The 16,591-nt window shown below is 28.3% G+C and carries 18 protein-coding genes; 9 read left to right on the top strand and 9 right to left on the bottom strand.

Annotation, left to right across the window (positions count from 1 at the left end; translation table 11 throughout):
• Positions 1–186 precede the first annotated feature (186 nt).
• Positions 187–2,640, bottom strand: a complete 2,454-nt coding sequence (lon, locus tag ACJJVY_RS02105; RefSeq protein ID WP_405604644.1) for an endopeptidase La — start codon at positions 2,638–2,640, stop codon at positions 187–189.
• Between the two features lie 155 nt (positions 2,641–2,795).
• Complete coding sequence (locus tag ACJJVY_RS02100) at positions 2,796–3,413, bottom strand: methyltransferase (protein ID WP_405611552.1); 618 nt, start codon at positions 3,411–3,413, stop codon at positions 2,796–2,798.
• A gap of 102 nt (positions 3,414–3,515) precedes the next feature.
• On the opposite strand from ACJJVY_RS02100, the gene ACJJVY_RS02095 reads away from it, so the two are divergent.
• The 5 genes from ACJJVY_RS02095 to ACJJVY_RS02075 all read left to right on the top strand — a co-directional run bounded on the left by ACJJVY_RS02095 (position 3,516) and on the right by ACJJVY_RS02075 (position 7,451).
• Positions 3,516–4,463 (top strand): hypothetical protein, encoded by a 948-nt coding sequence (locus ACJJVY_RS02095; protein WP_405604642.1) that lies wholly within the window; start codon positions 3,516–3,518, stop codon positions 4,461–4,463.
• Between the two features lie 77 nt (positions 4,464–4,540).
• Complete coding sequence (locus tag ACJJVY_RS02090; RefSeq protein WP_405604640.1) at positions 4,541–5,107, top strand: RNA polymerase sigma factor; 567 nt, start codon at positions 4,541–4,543, stop codon at positions 5,105–5,107.
• Positions 5,097–5,621, top strand: a complete 525-nt coding sequence (locus tag ACJJVY_RS02085) for a hypothetical protein (RefSeq protein ID WP_405604638.1) — start codon at positions 5,097–5,099, stop codon at positions 5,619–5,621. Before ACJJVY_RS02090 ends, ACJJVY_RS02085 begins: the two co-directional genes overlap by 11 nt.
• Positions 5,602–6,687 (top strand): hypothetical protein, encoded by a 1,086-nt coding sequence (locus ACJJVY_RS02080; protein ID WP_405604636.1) that lies wholly within the window; start codon positions 5,602–5,604, stop codon positions 6,685–6,687. The genes ACJJVY_RS02085 and ACJJVY_RS02080 overlap by 20 nt, the downstream gene beginning before the upstream one ends.
• 29 nt (positions 6,688–6,716) lie before the next feature.
• Positions 6,717–7,451 (top strand): head GIN domain-containing protein, encoded by a 735-nt coding sequence (locus tag ACJJVY_RS02075; RefSeq protein WP_405604634.1) that lies wholly within the window; start codon positions 6,717–6,719, stop codon positions 7,449–7,451.
• Positions 7,452–7,531: 80 nt separating this feature from the next.
• Here ACJJVY_RS02075 and ACJJVY_RS02070 read toward each other — a convergent pair whose 3' ends face one another.
• The 4 genes from ACJJVY_RS02070 to ACJJVY_RS02055 form a co-directional block, all read right to left on the bottom strand.
• A complete protein-coding gene (locus ACJJVY_RS02070) occupies positions 7,532–8,074 on the bottom strand; it encodes a DUF4252 domain-containing protein (protein WP_405604632.1) in 543 nt (180 codons plus the stop codon).
• 69 nt (positions 8,075–8,143) lie between these two features.
• A complete protein-coding gene (locus tag ACJJVY_RS02065) occupies positions 8,144–8,659 on the bottom strand; it encodes a DUF4252 domain-containing protein (RefSeq protein WP_405604630.1) in 516 nt (171 codons plus the stop codon).
• A 32-nt stretch (positions 8,660–8,691) separates the two neighbouring features.
• Positions 8,692–9,138, bottom strand: a complete 447-nt coding sequence (locus tag ACJJVY_RS02060; RefSeq protein WP_405604628.1) for a hypothetical protein — start codon at positions 9,136–9,138, stop codon at positions 8,692–8,694.
• Positions 9,125–9,634: an RNA polymerase sigma factor gene (locus ACJJVY_RS02055; RefSeq protein ID WP_405604626.1), complete on the bottom strand. Its 510-nt coding sequence runs from the start codon at positions 9,632–9,634 to the stop codon at positions 9,125–9,127. The genes ACJJVY_RS02060 and ACJJVY_RS02055 overlap by 14 nt, the downstream gene beginning before the upstream one ends.
• Positions 9,635–9,785: 151 nt before the next feature.
• Between ACJJVY_RS02055 and ACJJVY_RS02050 the strand changes: the two genes are divergently transcribed.
• Complete coding sequence (locus tag ACJJVY_RS02050) at positions 9,786–11,249, top strand: S41 family peptidase (RefSeq protein WP_405604624.1); 1,464 nt, start codon at positions 9,786–9,788, stop codon at positions 11,247–11,249.
• A 2-nt stretch (positions 11,250–11,251) separates the two neighbouring features.
• Here the strand turns inward: ACJJVY_RS02050 and ACJJVY_RS02045 are convergent, their stop codons facing one another.
• Both ACJJVY_RS02045 and ACJJVY_RS02040 read right to left on the bottom strand, forming a co-directional pair.
• A complete protein-coding gene (locus ACJJVY_RS02045; protein WP_405604622.1) occupies positions 11,252–12,157 on the bottom strand; it encodes a DUF72 domain-containing protein in 906 nt (301 codons plus the stop codon).
• 1 nt (position 12,158) lies between these two features.
• The gene (locus tag ACJJVY_RS02040) at positions 12,159–13,112 is read right to left on the bottom strand and encodes a patatin family protein (protein ID WP_405604620.1); all 954 of its coding nucleotides are present in this window, start codon (positions 13,110–13,112) and stop codon (positions 12,159–12,161) included.
• Positions 13,113–13,159: 47 nt separating this feature from the next.
• Between ACJJVY_RS02040 and ACJJVY_RS02035 the strand changes: the two genes are divergently transcribed.
• The 3 genes from ACJJVY_RS02035 to pepT are packed head-to-tail and all read left to right on the top strand — an operon-like array spanning position 13,160 to position 16,010.
• Positions 13,160–14,203, top strand: coding sequence for an oxidoreductase (locus tag ACJJVY_RS02035; RefSeq protein ID WP_405604618.1), 1,044 nt, complete (start codon positions 13,160–13,162; stop codon positions 14,201–14,203).
• A 2-nt stretch (positions 14,204–14,205) separates the two neighbouring features.
• The gene (locus ACJJVY_RS02030; RefSeq protein WP_405604616.1) at positions 14,206–14,766 is read left to right on the top strand and encodes a hypothetical protein; all 561 of its coding nucleotides are present in this window, start codon (positions 14,206–14,208) and stop codon (positions 14,764–14,766) included.
• A gap of 2 nt (positions 14,767–14,768) precedes the next feature.
• Entirely contained in the window at positions 14,769–16,010 is a 1,242-nt protein-coding gene (gene pepT, locus ACJJVY_RS02025; protein WP_405604614.1) for a peptidase T, read from the top strand.
• 37 nt (positions 16,011–16,047) lie between these two features.
• Here the strand turns inward: pepT and ACJJVY_RS02020 are convergent, their stop codons facing one another.
• The gene (locus ACJJVY_RS02020; RefSeq protein WP_405604612.1) at positions 16,048–16,587 is read right to left on the bottom strand and encodes a 1-acyl-sn-glycerol-3-phosphate acyltransferase; all 540 of its coding nucleotides are present in this window, start codon (positions 16,585–16,587) and stop codon (positions 16,048–16,050) included.
• Positions 16,588–16,591: the final 4 nt, after the last annotated feature.

Here is a 16,591-nt window from a genome sequence, read left to right as displayed (position 1 = left end):
AGATATAGAACAAGTTAGCAAACAAGTTTATTCTTGATTACAATAATTGTTTTAACTCTTTTTGAGTTTTGTAAAAAATGAGTTCTCCACAAAGTAAAAAAGACAATAGTGAAAAAACAAATTACTTCTTATACTCTAAATAATTTAAAAAAAAACCTCTCAATATTGAGAGGCTTTTTTTTATAATTAATCTAATTTCTTAGCATTTTTAGCTTTTTGCTTTGTAAGTGCAATTTCTATTACTTCTTTCATTTCGGTAACATAATGAAAAGTTAAGCCTTTTAAGTAGCTTTCTTTTATTTCTAAAATATCTTTTTCATTGTCTTTACACAAAATAATTTCTTTAATATTTGCTCTTTTAGCAGCTAATATTTTTTCTTTAATTCCGCCAACTGGTAATACTTTTCCTCGTAAAGTAATTTCACCAGTCATAGCTAACTTGTTTTTTATTTTACGTTGCGTATAAGAAGAAACTAAAGAAGTTAACATGGTAATACCTGCACTTGGTCCATCTTTTGGTGTTGCTCCTTCTGGTACGTGAATGTGCACATCGTACTTTTCTAACATCTCTGGTTTAACCCCAAACTCTTCTGCATTAGATTTTATGTATTTCATGGCAATCGTTGCAGACTCTTTCATTACATTTCCTAAATTACCTGTAATAGAAAGTGCTCCTTTTCCTTTAGATAAAATAGACTCTATAAATAAAATATCTCCACCAACTTGTGTCCAAGCTAAACCTGTAACTACACCTGCAGTATCGTTATTTTCAAATTTATCTCTGTTTCTTGGTGTACCTAAAATATCTTCTATTTTTTCTGATGATAAAGCAACATCATATTCTTCTTCTAAAGCAATAGATTTTGCTGCAAAACGAACCACTTTTGCAATTTGCTTTTCCAAACCACGTACACCAGATTCTCTTGTATAACCTTCTACAACTTGCTCTATTTGTTTTTTACCTAACTTTAAATCTTTAGTAGTTAAACCATGCTCTTTTAATTGCTTTGGTAATAAATGTCTTTTAGCAATTTCTATTTTTTCTTCAATCGTATAACCAGTAACATTTATAATTTCCATTCTATCACGTAAAGCCCAAGGAATTTGACCTAAATTATTGGCTGTAGCAATAAATAAAATTTTAGATAAGTCGTAACCAACTTCTAAATAATTATCATAAAAAGATTCGTTTTGTTCTGGATCTAAAACCTCTAACATTGCAGATGATGGATCTCCTTGATGACTTTGTCCTAATTTGTCTATCTCATCTAAAACAAAAACTGGGTTTGAAGTTCCTGCTTTTTTTAAATTCTGAATTAAACGCCCTGGCATTGCGCCAATATAAGTTTTTCTATGTCCTCTTATTTCTGCTTCATCACGCAAACCACCTAAAGACATACGTACATATTTACGTCCTAAAGCTTCTGCAACAGATTTTCCTAAAGAGGTTTTACCAACTCCTGGAGGTCCATATAAACAGATAATAGGCGATTTCATATCGTTTCTTAACTTTAAAACAGCCAAATGTTCTATAATTCTGTCTTTAACTTTTTCTAAACCAAAATGGTCTTTGTCTAAAACTTTAGTTGCATGTTTTAAATCGAATTTATCTTCAGAATAAACTCCCCAAGGCAACTCTAATAACAGTTCTAAATAACTTCTTTGAACGCCATATTCTGCCGCTTGCGGATTCATTCTCTTTAGACGATTCAACTCTTTTTCAAAAGTTTCGCCAACTTCTTTTGTCCATTTTTTAGTTTTGGCTTGCTTACGCATTTCCTCTAATTCTTCGTCATTAGAAGCACCACCTAATTCTTCTTGAATGGTTTTTAATTGCTGATGTAAATAATACTCACGTTGTTGTTGATCTAAATCTTCTCTTGTTTTAGACTGGATATCATTACGTAATTTTAATTTCTGAAGCTCTTTGTTTAAGTTTTTCAACGCCAATAAAGCACGTTCTTTTAAATTATCTTTTTCTAAAATAACTTGTTTTTGCGCTACAGACAATTCCATATTAGATGAAATAAAATTCACTAAAAAAGAATCTGATTTTATGTTTTTAATAGCAAAAGAAGCTTCGCTTGGTAACATTGGGTTTTCCTTTATTACTTCTAAAGCTTGTTCTTTTATAGAATCTATAATTGCATCAAATTCTTTTTGATCATCAACACTTTTATCATCAATAGCTTCTTTTACAGTTGCTTTTAAATACGGTTTTTCTTGTATAATTGTATCAATTTCAAAACGCTTTTTACCTTGTATAATAACAGTTGTGTTACCATCAGGCATTTTTAAAACTCGTAAAATTTGTGCAACAACTCCTGTAGTATGAATGTCTTTTAAAGCTGGCTCTTCTACATCTTCATTTTTTTGTGCTACTACTCCAATTACTTTATCACCTTTATTAGCATCTTTTATTAACTGAATAGATTTATCTCTACCCGCAGTAATTGGTATTACAACTCCAGGAAATAAAACCGTATTTCTTAAAGGTAAAATTGGTAATGTTTCAGGTACACTTTCTTTATTAATAATCTCTTCGTCTTCTGGCGTCATTAACGGAATTAATTCCGAATCTTCATTTATCATATTTTGTAGCGACAAATTGTCTAAATGCATTACTTTTGGTTTGCTCATCTGTTATATCTCTGTCATACTGACATTAATTTTTAAAACAATAAAAATTAATATCAATTCGTTATTTTTAATTTACTGACAATCAATTAAATAATAAATAATATAATTAATATCTTTTAATAGAAAACAATTGTTATGCCAAGGTTTAAAGAGTTTTAATACATCATATAAAGCTTTGTTACAATAATTCCTTTATTATTATCTAAAGTATAAGATAATAAATGTTTTTCTTCTTTTATTTTTAAATAAAAAGGAGCGGTTAAAAGATTTAAACCACTTTTTTTCTTTATTCTGATTCCTTGTCCAGAAATAATATCTTTATTGGGTTCAAATTCTCCATTTGGTAAATGTTCTGTTAAAATAACATATTTATAATTATTTAATTTGCTAATTACATTTTTAACCTCATAATTAGATAAATGTTGCAAAACTTGCCTTACAATAACACAATCTGCCTTGGGTAAATCATCAACAGCAATATCTAAACATTTAAATTCTAAATTATCTGCTTTAAACTTTTGTTGATTATAACTTATTAAATCCGATACAATATCTACAGCTATATAATTTTTTGTTTTTGGTACAAAATGTTTACCTATATTAAAATCTCCACAACCTAAATCACAAACAATCAATGGTTCTTTAAAAGAAGTTAAAAAATTGGTAACAATTTCTATGTAAGGATTTATAATTTCTGGTTGATGTGAGCCAGAACCTGAATAAAATTCAGCATTATTACTTCCCCAAAATTTCATTTTATAAACCTGATCCATTGCATCTTTTGTTGGCCAAGGTTTTTTATTTTTTTTCTTCAAATTGATTCATATTTAGCTACTTCAGTTTTTTTTGTCATTTTTGCATTTAAAATAAAATAGATGTCAGCAATACAAATTAAAACGATTACCTATAAAGGTTGGAAAAAGGCTGTTGAGATTTCAAATTTAGAAATTAAAATTATTGTAATTCCAGAAACTGGAAGAATAATTTACTTCGGATTTTTAAATGGCGAAAATCTATTTTATGAAAATAAAGAATTAGAAGGAACTGAATTTAAAATTGGAGAATATTTCTCTGTAAATTCAGAAAAACAAGCACCAAATATTGGTGGAAATAGAGTTTTACCTTGCTCTGAAGAATATCATCATTTGTTAACTTATTCTAGACATATTCCTGATCCTTATATAAACGCAAGCAAATACACTGTTACTTTTTTAAAAAACGGAATTGTTTTAGAAAGCCCAATTAGTGAAATTCTAGGAATTCAAATTAAAAGAGCAATTACTATTGCAGAAAAAGGTACAAAAATAAATATCAATCAAGAATTGATAAAAAAACAAGTCGCCCAAAATATTGATTTAGAAAAAATTCCTTTAACTATTTGGAGTTTATCAAAAATTAAAACTCCAAATATTAGTTTTACAAAATTAGCAGAAAACAGTATTTTTAAAAATCGTTTTACCATTTCTAAATGGCCAGACGCAAAAAATTATGCAGAAGAAAATGCTTCAGTAAAAAATGATATTTTATCCTTAAAATCTTCTGATGAGTTTCCTCAAAAGATAGGTTCAGACTCAAAAAATTGGGTTGCAAGTTATTTAAAAGACACTTTATTTATAGAAGAATTTAATTTTGATGAAAAAGCAACTTATCCAGATAATGGTACTTCTGTAACCATTTTCGGCAATCATTTATTTACAGAACTAGAATGTTTAAGTCCAGAGAAAACATTATCAATAGGAGAAAAAATCAACTATAATTTAACTTGGAGTTTAATAAAAATAGCAAATAAAAACCACTTAGAAACTACCTTAAAAAGTCTGTAATTAATTTTTATTGTTTTATTTTTCATAAAACTGTCACAAATTAAAAATCATTTTGTCTATAGAATAGAATCGTTTTATTGGAAACTAATCAACCACATATAACCAAACTTATAGAACGCTGCAAAAAGTTGGATAAAAACGCGCAGTTAGATTTGTACAAAGCCTATTACAAAGCCATGTACAATACTGCTCATCGTATTTTAAAAGATAATTTTGAAGCAGAAGATATTATGCAAGAAGCGTTTTTAACGGTTTTTACAAAAATGCATACTTATAAAGGAGAAGTAACATTTGGTGCGTGGTTAAAAAGAATTGTTATCAATAAAAGTTTAACACAGTTAAAAAAGAATAATAGATACAATGAAGTTAAAATGGAAGTGATTCCTAATGATGATATTGAAGAAGAAGTAATCGATTATTCTAGCTTAAAAGCCAATAAAGTGTTGGATTGTTTACAAAGTTTAAAAGAAAATTACAGACTTGTGTTAACATTACACCTAGTAGAAGGTTATGATTATGAAGAAATTGCAACAATTCTAAATTATACAAATGATAATGTTAGAACAACGGTTTCTAGGGCAAAAAAGAAATTAAAGCAAGTATTACTTGCAGAAAACATTAAAAAACAAGCGTATGGAAGATAAATTAAATCAGTTTTTTACTGAAAATGAATTCGACTTTCAAGAACCACATTCTGGTCATTTAGAACGTTTTGAACGCAAACTAAATCAACAAAAAAAAGGAGTTAAAACTTCTTGGAAATGGCTATCTGTAGCCGCATCTGTAGTTTTGGTTTTAGGATTTTTCTTGGGTAGTAATCATCAAAAAAGTCAATTAGATTTGGCAGATGTTTCGCCTAAAATGGAAGAGGTACAAACTTATTTTGTATCAACCATTAATCATGAATTAAAAAATTTAGAAAAAAACAGAAGTTTAGATACCGAAAGTATTATAGAAAATGCCTTAGAAGAATTAGAAAAATTACAAGAAGAATATACTGATTTTGTTAAAGAATTGACTAAAAATGGTAAGCAGAGAGAAATTATAAATGCAATGATTAAAAATTACCAACAGCGTTTAGACATTTTAGAAAACACTTTAGATCAGATAGAAGAAATTAAAAACCTTAATATAAAAAATGATGAAATTTATATATAAAATCACTTTATTTTTTCTTTTAATACCTCTATTAGTAAGTGCTACTGAAGATAAAAAGAAACACGAAAAAAATAAAGTTGTAAAAAAAATATATACTGTAAATTCTGATGCAACAGTATCTTTAAACAATAAATATGGTAATTTAAACATTACTACTTGGGATAAAAATAGCGTAGAAATAGAAGTAACAATTACTGTACAAGGTGATGATTTAGGCGATGTAAATGAAAAACTTTCTTCGATTGCTGTTATCTTTAATGCCAATAGATCTTTAGTTGAAGCGGAAACGATTATAGAAAGTAGTAAAAGCAGTTGGACTTCTTGGTTTAAAAGTAATAAAAACATTAACTATAAAATTAATTATGAAGTAAAAATGCCAAAATCTAATTCGGTAGATTTAGATAATAATTATGGCAATATTTATTTAGACAATTTAGACGGAAAAGCAAATATTGCTTGTGAATATGGTAAAATATTTATTGGTAATTTAAATGCACAAAATAATGATATTAACTTAGACTATGCTACTAATTCTAGTATTCATTACATGAAAAGTGGTCGTGTTAACATTGATTATTCTAAATTAACCATTGATATTTCTGAAAAAGTTAAAGTAGTGGCAGATTACTCTACTTTAAAATTAGATAAAGCAGAAATAGTTGATTTTAATTGTGATTATGGGGCTATTTCTGTGGAAGAAGCAACAGATATTAAAGGAAATTCTGATTATTTATCTATGCGTTTTGGTACCATAAAGAAAAATTTGTTAATCGATACAGATTATGGCTCTGTAAGTATTAAAAACTTAGTAAAAGGATTTGATAATGTAGACATTAATACCGAATATGCTAGTGTAAGAATTGGTGTAGATCCTGCGGCAGTTTTTGAATTTATATTAGATTTGCAATATGCTAGTTTTAGTAGAAATGATGACAGAATAGAGTTCTATAAAAACATCTCTAAATCTACAGAAAAATATTACGAAGGTAAATTCGGTAAAGGAAATACTGAATCTAAAATTGTTATTAACTCTCAATACGGAGGCGTTAGTATCAAAGAAAATTAATCATAGAATCAACTAAAAAATAAAAAATTATGAATAAAAAAATCTTTTTAACTTCTTTAGTTTTAATGCTTGCAATTACAACAAAATCTCAAAATTGGTTTAGTGGTAGTAAAAGAATAAAAGGAAACGGAAACACTAAAATTATTACAAGATCTACTTCTAATTATGATGCTATTGCAATTGGTGGTTCTTTTGATGTTGTTCTTATAAAAGGGAATGAAGGAGAAATTACTATAGAAGCAGAAGAAAACATTTTACCTTATATAGAAACAGAAGTTTCTAGAAATACCTTAAAAGTTAAGTTTAAAGATAATACCAATATTAACACTACAAAAAGAATGACGGTTACAATACCATATAAAAGTTTAGAAAGTGTTTCTTTAGGAGGTTCTGGTAGCATTTCTTGTAAAAGCTTAATAAAATCAAACGATTTTAAAGTTAGTATTGGTGGTTCTGGTAATATTGATTTAAAACTTGATTCAGGTTCTATAAAAGCATCTATTGGTGGTTCTGGTAGTATTTATTTAGAAGGTAATACCAACGAGTTTGATTGTTCTATTGCAGGTTCTGGTAATATTAATGCTTACAATCTAGAAACTGATGAATTAAATGCTAATGTAGCAGGATCTGGAAATATTAAAACAACAGTATCTTCTAAGATTGATGCTAAAGTAGTTGGTTCTGGTAGCATTTATTACAAAGGAAAACCAAGTAACATAAAAAGTAAATCTGTAGGTTCTGGTGATGTAGTTGATAAAAATTAAACTTATACTCAACTCATAGCAAATAAAAAAAGCCTTAAAAGAATATTCTTTTAAGGCTTTTTTATAATCTTAATATTCGATTATTTATCTTTAAAAATAGCACTAAACTTTTCTAGATCAATACTGTTTTCATCTAATTTTACGTTGTTTATCATTTCTATAACCATAGCCGGATTCATGTCTTCACCTAATAATCTTGCAACTCCCACTCCTGCTTTTTCTCCATAACCAAAAGCAATTATTTCGTCTATAGAATCTGTATTACCTGTGTAAAAAATATTAACGTGCATCCCTTTTGCTTTTAAAGTCATAAGAGATTTATAATCTTCATTATCTTTAAAAATATTCTTAAGTTTTGCCTTTTCTATTTCGTAAGCTTCTTTATTATCTTTAATTGGCAAAGCAACCACATTTACTTTTCTAATACTTTCTAAAGTTTCTTTAACCTCTTTAGAAACATCATCAGACTTTAATTGTAAAATACTTGCAGGTACATCTATAGTAATAAAACCTGTTTTTTCTTGACTTTCTACTAAATATCCTTGTAAAGATTTTTCATTTTTACAAGAAGTCAACATCAATATAATTGAAAAAAGGGAAAATACTTTAACTAATGTTTTCATAATTTATATGGTTTTGATTGATAAAAAAAGTCGGGCTAAAAAACCCGACTTTTTGCTGTTTTAATTATATTACTTGTCTTTTTCACCTACAAAAGTATCTGCTAATTCAGACATTTTGTTAATATCTATGTTACCCGTTAGAGAAACAACTACAGCTTCAGAATTTCCTTTTGTTTTTTTATCAATTCCTTTTACAAACATTAAAACTTCGCTTACAAAATCTTTATTTTTAGTGGTTTTCACATAAATATTTACACGAGAATCATCTTCTTTAATCCTCATTAACTCTGTTAAATTAGCACTTTTTACTTGAGAACTTACCATTGTACTCATAGCGTTTGCTATAGAAATATCATTGGTAGAAAACACTTTAAATTCTTTTAATTCTTGAATCATTTTAAAGACTTCCATTGCCTCATTTCCTTCTGATTTTCCTGGATTAAATTTTGATAAAATTTCGAAAGCATCTTTGTTTACAATAATGGCATCTACGCCATTCATGTCTTCTAATTTATCAAAAAACGACTGTGCGCTTGTTACCATTGGTGTAACTACTAACGCTATTAATATGGCTATTTTTTTCATTGTTCTTTTAACTTTACTTGGTTTTACTAATCTTACTTGGTTTCTTTTAAAATTTTATTTACGGTATTCTCATAAGTGTATAAAGTTGCTACAGCTTGTTCTCCTTTCTTTAGATTTGTAGATAATAACTTTAATCCTTTACTTACTTCTGCATAAAGAGCTTTTGCCTCTTGTTCTTCTTGGTACTTTTTATACTCTTGGTTGCCAATAAATACACTAAATAATAATACTACAGATGCTGCAACAGATAACCATTTTAAGTTCTTTGTCTTATTAGATCTTTTGGGTTTTAACAGAATGGTTTTTGTATAAGTTTCATCTTTTGTAGTAGAAAAATAATTAAACATATACTCGTACTCTTGCAAATGTGGTGCAACATTACCTCCTGTAAAATAGTTTCTTAAGGTAGTTTCTTCTTGCAAAGTAGTTTCTGCATCTAAATATTTTTGTAATAATTTTTCTATGTTAGCTAACTCCATAGTTATGTTTTTTTATTAATTCTTCTCTAATTGTTTTTCTTGCTCTAGATAATGCTACCCTTACTGCAGTCGGTTTCATGTCTACCATTTTACAAATTTCATCAAAATTATATTGCTCTACATCACGTAATTGAATAATAATTTTCTGATTTTCGGGTAATTTTTCTATCAATTGGTGCACTTGGTTTACACTGTCTCGATGTTCTATGTTTTTATCTAAAGATGTTTTTGTCTCTTTATAATTACTGTGTATTAATGTTAAGTTACTTGCTTGTTTAGATTTTAATCGATCAAAACAATAATTTTTTGTCATGGTCATTGCAAACGCTTCAACATTCTTATAATCAGCAATCTTTTCTTTACTTTTCCATAATTTAAAAAACAATTCTTGGGTTGCATCTTCAGCTTCTTCTGTAGAAACTAAAAGTCTTTTTGCTAACCTAAAGACTTTGTCTTTAAATGGTAAAACAACTTTTAAAAAGTCTGATTGATTCATTTTGGTTTAGTTGATTGTTTTATATAATTATAATCTTGTTATCAGGCCTACATTATTACGACGAAAGAGAATATATTTTGTTACAACAATTTATTAAAAAAATACTATTTATATATATATTGCGTTGTAATACACATAAAAACTAAAAACTATGTCATTTAAATTTTCTGTGAAATCAGTAATAATATTATTTATCTCTGTATTCTTTTTTAATTGTTCTACTAAAAGCGAAGATATTCCTGTAGACATAGAAGTGCAAAACTTTGTTTGGCATGGTTTAAACGCTTATTATTTATGGCAAGGTTCTGTACCAGATTTAGCAGATACTCGCTTTAGCTCTCAAACAGAATTAAATGCTTATTTAGAAGGCTTTTCTACACCAGAATCTTTATTTGATAACTTAATTTACACACCTACAGATCGTTTTTCTTGGATTGTTGATGATTACGTAGCATTAGAAAATTCTTTTCAGGGAATAACATTAAACAACGGAATGGAGTTTGGTTTAAGATATTACAGCGATGGTTCTACTAATGTTTACGGGTATGTAAGGTATGTAATACCTGGTTCTGATGCTGAGGCAAATGGAATAACTCGTGGTATGATTTTTAATCAAATTGATGGAACACAAATTACAGATACAAATTATACTACTTTATTATCTAGTACAACATATACAATTGGTTTGGCTAATTATAATAGTGGAAGTCCAATTGCAAGCGGAGCAACTGTTACTTTAACTAAAGGAGATCTTACAGAAAACCCTATTTTAGTTACCAATGTTTTTGATGAAGGAACTACAAAAATTGGATACATTATGTACAATCAATTTTCTAGTTCTTTTGATAGTGAATTAAATACTGCTTTTTCTAATTTTAAAGCAGAAGGTATAAATGATTTAATTGTAGATTTACGTTATAATGGTGGTGGTTCTGTTAACACAGCTACTTATTTAGGGAGCATGATTACAGGTCAATTTAATGATGAAGTTTTTTCTAAACAAGCATGGAATGAAAAAGCAATGGCTGTTTTTGACGAAGAAGATCTTACCAATAGGTTTACTGATCAAATTGTAACTACAGATACGTCTGGTAATGTAATTTCAGAAGAAACTATTAACAGTTTAAACTTATCTAGAATTTATTTTATTGTTTCTGGTAGTTCTGCATCAGCGTCAGAATTGGTTATAAATTCTTTATCATCTTATATAGATGTACAATTAGTTGGCACAACAACAGTTGGTAAACAAGTTGGTTCTATTACTTTATATGATTCTGAGAACTACCAAAGAACAGGTACAAACTTAAACACAAACCATACGTATGCTATGCAACCGATTGTGTTAGAAATAACAAATAAAGATGATGTAAATTATCCTGATGGAATTATACCAGCAACTACTTTTCCTGGTGTCTATTTAGAAGAAGAAGATAGTAATTTAGGTACTTTAGGTGAAAAATCTGATCCTCTTTTAAGCAGAACAATTACTTTAATTACAACAGGATCTAAAGCAATAGATTCTGGTAAAAGCATAGAACAATCTAAAGAAGTTTATAATTCTAAAATGGCAAACCCTTCTTATAATAATATGTATGTAGATTTTAATAAGAACTAAAACTACAACAAACTTAATTGTCCGTTAGAACTTGAATCTTCTTTTTGGTTAGGAACTTTTAAATCTAGATTAAATTCTAGATTTATTTTTTTTATAAAATGTGCGGCCAACAATGGAGATTCAATTTCTAAATTTTGATGAATAAAAAAGTGAATATTTTTTAATCCACCATCTACCCAAATTTTCAATCTTTTAACCCAATCATCTAATCGATTATAATCTGTTAAATGGTTAGCACCTACAAATCTAATAAAAGCTTCGTTATTGGTTAATCGCATATGCATCATGTCTCTTCTACCAGCAGTATCAACCAGAGTATTTGCAATTTTATTTTCTTCTAAAAGCTGATAAAATTCCTCTTCTATTACTTTGTCTGCAAACCAATCTTTATGTCTAACTTCTATTGCTAAGGGCAGTTCTTTAGGCCAACTTTCTGCAAAATTTTGTAATCTATCAAAATTAGTAGGTCCAAAGTTACTGTGTAATTGTAAAAATGTAGTTCCTAACTTTTCTTTTAAATTTAAAGTATTGTCTAAAGAAATATTTACAATATCAGCTACATTTTCTAAACGTTTAAAGTGACTAATTTCTTGATTAATTTTAGGAAAAAACTTAAAATCATTAGGTGTTTTATCATGCCACTTAGAAAATTGTTCTGCCGGAAATTGTCTATAAAAAGTAGCGTTTAATTCGATAGAATTAAATTGACTAGAATAATAAACTAATTCATCTTTTGTACCTCTCGGATAAAAACCTTTTAAATCTGCTCTATTCCACTTAGCACAACCAACATAAATACTAGGTTTATTTACTTTCTGATAAGTATTTAAAAGTCTAAATGTATCTTTATGAGTGTTTGGTAATGTAAAATCTATATTTTCTGGATTATTTACTTTTCCGAATTTCATTCTATAAGTTTTCTGCTCCTTCTTCTATTTCTTTATCCGTTAAAACGTCTGGTCTAAATTCACTCATTAATTCTTCTCGTTTAGATTTTGCATATTTATAACCAGATTTCCACCATTTACGCATTAAAACTTTATCAAAAACCAAAGCATTTGTAGTTAAAACTGTGGGTGTATAATAAAGGTTAAGTTTTACGTTTTTATGAGTAGCCGCTAATTTACCAATAGTAATATTATGCCTTTCTACATGTGTTAACATAAAATCAAAAACATCAAACAATAAAGAAAAAGGATTTTTAGAAGGCAATCTATTAAACTGGGTTACTTCTGTTTCTAAAATAATTGCATCAATTTCTGTTGCTCCTCTTAAAATGGCTTCTCTAATAGGTACTAAAGAGCCAAAGCCACCATCTGCATATTGGCAATTGTTTTTTTCTAACAAACTCATAAAAGGTACATAATTACAAGAACCCCAAATCCAATCGCAAAAATCATCATAAGTACAATCATTAATAGACTTATATTCTATCTGATTGGCGGTTAAATTAGAAACTGTAACCACAACATCTTTGTTATTTGCCCTAATTTCTTGGTACATTTCTTTAGTAACTTTCTTTTTAATCAAACTTCTTAAGTTTTTGCTTTCTCCAAAAGTTTTTCTTCCATTTAAAAAGTTCCAAAATGTATTTAAATGACGAATACTAATCACTTTTTCACCAGAAACTTTTGTTATTTTAAAAGGATTATTACTAAAAATGGTCTTTTGGTTTACATTGGTATATAAATCTTTTAATTCATCTAACATACCTAATGCCAAATGAGATACCATTAAACTACCTGTAGAAGTCCCTAAAAACAAATCGTAATCTCTATTTTCTTTCTTCATTAAATATTGCGCAACTCCACCTGCAAATGCTCCTTTACTTCCTCCTCCAGAAATTACCAATGCTTTTTTCATTATCTAAAAAATGATTTGTTTATTTTAGTGCTATAAAAATATCAAAAATGAAAAGAATAACGTTACTTATTTTTACTTTCCTTTTAATTAACTCCTGCACAAAAAAATATATACCAAGAAATATTATGGCTGTAGAGATTAAAGAATTTAAAATGGACAGCACAAGTATAAGAACTATACAAGTTGTAGATAAAGATACTGTTTATTACGCGGGTTCTATTGGCGATTTTGGTTTTACCACAAATTCAGGTAAAACATGGACCACAAAAACGATTACATATCAAGACTCTATAATTCCTCATTTTAGAAGTTTGGCTAAAAATGGCGATGCTTTTTTTGCTTTCTCAATAGCAAATCCTGCTTTGTTATATAAAATTTCTAAGGATACAACCTCTTTAGTCTATTCAGAAAATCATGAAAAAGTGTTTTATGATGCTTTACATTTTTTTGATGATGGTAAACACGGTATTGCTGTTGGTGACCCTACAGAAAATTGTGCTTCTATTATTTTAACGGAAGATGGAGGAGATTCTTGGACAAAAATAGATTGTACAAACCTCCCTGATTTTATTGAAGGGGAAGCTTTTTTTGCGGCAAGTAATACCAATATAAAAACATTTGGTAGCACGGTTTGGATTGTTTCTGGAGGAACTAAAGCTCGTGTTTTAAAATCTGAAGATTATGGTAAAACCTGGCAAACGTATAACACACCAATCATTCAAGGTAATGGTCCACAAGGTTTATATTCTGTTGATTTTTTTGATGAAAATAACGGAATTGTATTTGGAGGAGATTATTCTAAACCATTAGAAAACATAGCCAATAAAGCAATTACCAAAGATGGTGGAAAAACTTGGACATTAGTTTCTGACAAACAAAACCCTAATTATAAAAGTTGTGTACAATATGTACCAGAAACCAACGGAATGGAAATTTTTGCAGTTGGTAAAACAGGAGTTTCTTTTTCTAATAACGGAGGTATAAGTTGGGTTGATGTTTCTGAGGAAGGATATTATACAATCCAATTTGTAGATAAAAATACAGCTTGGTTAGCTGGTCATAATAAAATAGGAAAACTCGTTTTAGAATAATTATGAAGAAAAATCTTGTTGTTGTTCTAACCACTTTACTCCTATTATTAGCTTGTAACACACAATCTAAAATTAGTAAATATTTTAATTGTAGTACAATCAATTTTAAAAATTTAGAAGAAGTAAAAGATTTTAAAAACCTATTTTCTGTAGAAATTCCAGAAACATGGAAAACTAACTTGTATTACGATCATTTTCAATCCTCCATTTACACAGCAGACACAACAAAACAATTAACACAAACATTACTTTTAGATATTACTCTTATCAATAAAAGCATTAATTTTGATTCCAACTTTAAACTAAAGCAAGAGCAAGAAAACTTATCTAAGAATCTTATCAAAATAAAATCAGCAGAAACTACTTTAATAGAAAAACCCTCTTACTATACTATTTCTAAAGGGAAAAAAGGAAATTATGATTATCAGATTGGTCATTTTTTCATCAAAATAAACGAACAAAATTTTATACTTGCAAAAGCAGAAATTTATGGAGATTCTATAGTAGATCAAAGGTTTTGTAATGCTCTTTCACTTATACAGAAGATAAAAAACTACCATTAAAAATGATTGATAAAAAATATATTACAGACAGATTTATAAAATACATTACTGTAGATACTGAATCTGACCCAAATAATCCTGCTTTTCCGAGTACCGAAAAACAATGGAATTTAGCTAAAATTTTAGTAGAAGAATTGAAGCAAATAGGAATGAAAGAGGTAGATTTAGATGAAAATTGCTATATTATGGCAACATTACCAAGTAATTTAGATTATGATGTACCTACGATTGGTTTTGTTGCGCATATAGATACAAGTCCAGATTTTACAGGTAAAAACATCAAACCCCAAATTGTAGAAAATTACCAAGGAAATGATATCATTTTAAATAAAGAAGAAAATATTGTTTTATCACCAGATTATTTTGATGATTTAATACAATACAAAGGTCAGACTATTATAACAACAGACGGGACTACTCTTTTAGGCGCAGATGATAAAGCTGGTGTAACAGAAATTGTAACTGCAATGGAATATTTAATTCAGCATCCAGAAATTAAACATGGAAAAATAAGAATATGTTTTACACCAGACGAAGAAGTTGGTAAAGGTGCACATTTATTTGACGTAGAAAAATTTGGTGCAGAATGGGCTTACACCATGGATGGAAGTCAAATTGGTGAATTAGAATATGAAAACTTTAATGCTGCTGGTGCTAAAATTACCATTACTGGTAAAATTGTGCATCCAGGATATGCAAAAGGAAAAATGGTAAATTCTATGCTTATTGCTAATGAATATATTGCGGCACTTCCGTTAAGAGAAACCCCAGAAAAAACAGAAGGTTATCAAGGTTTTTTTCACTTACATGATATGCATGGTAATGTAGAAAAAAGTGTTTTAGAATATATAATTAGAGATCATGATTTAGAATTGTTTGGTAAAAGAAAACAATTAATGCATAGAATAGCAGATGATATTAATGAAAAATATACTCAAGATGTAATTGAAGTAGAAATTAAAGACCAATACTTTAATATGAAAGAGAAAATTACTCCGGTTATGCACATTGTAGATATTGCAGAAGAAGTATTGCTAGATTTAGAAATAAAACCTTTAATTAAAGCTATTCGTGGAGGAACGGATGGTTCTCAACTTTCTTTTAAAGGATTGCCTTGCCCAAATATTTTTGCTGGCGGACATAATTTTCACGGACGTTTTGAGTATGTGCCAGTAGAATCTATGATAAAAGCAACACAAGTAATTATAGGGATTTCAGAAAAAGTATCAGAAAAATTTAAATAATATAAAAAGGAGTTCGTTAAACTGAACTCCTTTTTTATTATGATAAATTAGAATGTTTTCCTTTTACGTTTTTAAAGAAACTTCTTAAAACTTTAAAATCTTTATCTTTATTTTCTGTTGGATAAAAAGGCTCAGAGATTTTTACTTTTTTATTTTCAAAATCTAGAGTAGCCATTACAATAGGTACATTTGCACCTTTTGCTATATAATAAAAACCTGTTTTCCATTTATCAACTTTTTTACGAGTGCCTTCAGGAGAAATCCCTAACCTAAATTCTTTTTTAGAATTAAAAACATCAATAACAGCATCCACAGTATTATTACTTTTAGATCTATCAATTGGTGTACCGCCCAAAGCTTTAAAGAAAAAACCAAAAGGAGGTTTAAATAATGATGCTTTACCTACAAAATGAACCATGGTACCAGAAGCCATTCTAGTTAATATGGCTATCGGAAAATCTAACCAACTTGTATGTGGTGCAGCAATGACTACGTATTTTAAAGGATCTTTAGGAAAATCATTTTCCAATTTCCAACCCATAATTTTAAATAATATAAATTTTGCAATTCCTTTCATTGTC

This window comes from Polaribacter sp. Asnod1-A03, from assembly GCF_045063585.1.
Lineage (GTDB): Bacteria > Bacteroidota > Bacteroidia > Flavobacteriales > Flavobacteriaceae > Polaribacter.
Note: the sequence above shows the minus strand (reverse complement) of the source record. Positions and strands in the feature narration are given on the sequence as shown.

What these genes read in the sequence shown, in the direction of transcription:
- ACJJVY_RS02020 (WP_405604612.1), bottom strand. Translation starts at nt 16,587, where the DNA reads ATGAAAGGAATTGCAAAATTTATATTATTTAAAATTATGGGTTGGAAA.
- ACJJVY_RS02085 (WP_405604638.1), top strand. Translation starts at nt 5,097, where the DNA reads ATGGAAGATAAATTAAATCAGTTTTTTACTGAAAATGAATTCGACTTT.
- ACJJVY_RS02080 (WP_405604636.1), top strand. Translation starts at nt 5,602, where the DNA reads ATGATGAAATTTATATATAAAATCACTTTATTTTTTCTTTTAATACCT.
- ACJJVY_RS02095 (WP_405604642.1), top strand. Translation starts at nt 3,516, where the DNA reads ATGTCAGCAATACAAATTAAAACGATTACCTATAAAGGTTGGAAAAAG.
- ACJJVY_RS02065 (WP_405604630.1), bottom strand. Translation starts at nt 8,659, where the DNA reads ATGAAAAAAATAGCCATATTAATAGCGTTAGTAGTTACACCAATGGTA.
- ACJJVY_RS02075 (WP_405604634.1), top strand. Translation starts at nt 6,717, where the DNA reads ATGAATAAAAAAATCTTTTTAACTTCTTTAGTTTTAATGCTTGCAATT.
- ACJJVY_RS02055 (WP_405604626.1), bottom strand. Translation starts at nt 9,634, where the DNA reads ATGAATCAATCAGACTTTTTAAAAGTTGTTTTACCATTTAAAGACAAA.
- lon (WP_405604644.1), bottom strand. Translation starts at nt 2,640, where the DNA reads ATGAGCAAACCAAAAGTAATGCATTTAGACAATTTGTCGCTACAAAAT.
- pepT (WP_405604614.1), top strand. Translation starts at nt 14,769, where the DNA reads ATGATTGATAAAAAATATATTACAGACAGATTTATAAAATACATTACT.
- ACJJVY_RS02050 (WP_405604624.1), top strand. Translation starts at nt 9,786, where the DNA reads ATGTCATTTAAATTTTCTGTGAAATCAGTAATAATATTATTTATCTCT.
- ACJJVY_RS02030 (WP_405604616.1), top strand. Translation starts at nt 14,206, where the DNA reads ATGAAGAAAAATCTTGTTGTTGTTCTAACCACTTTACTCCTATTATTA.
- ACJJVY_RS02100 (WP_405611552.1), bottom strand. Translation starts at nt 3,413, where the DNA reads ATGGATCAGGTTTATAAAATGAAATTTTGGGGAAGTAATAATGCTGAA.
- ACJJVY_RS02035 (WP_405604618.1), top strand. Translation starts at nt 13,160, where the DNA reads ATGAAAAGAATAACGTTACTTATTTTTACTTTCCTTTTAATTAACTCC.
- ACJJVY_RS02070 (WP_405604632.1), bottom strand. Translation starts at nt 8,074, where the DNA reads ATGAAAACATTAGTTAAAGTATTTTCCCTTTTTTCAATTATATTGATG.
- ACJJVY_RS02060 (WP_405604628.1), bottom strand. Translation starts at nt 9,138, where the DNA reads ATGGAGTTAGCTAACATAGAAAAATTATTACAAAAATATTTAGATGCA.
- ACJJVY_RS02045 (WP_405604622.1), bottom strand. Translation starts at nt 12,157, where the DNA reads ATGAAATTCGGAAAAGTAAATAATCCAGAAAATATAGATTTTACATTA.
- ACJJVY_RS02040 (WP_405604620.1), bottom strand. Translation starts at nt 13,112, where the DNA reads ATGAAAAAAGCATTGGTAATTTCTGGAGGAGGAAGTAAAGGAGCATTT.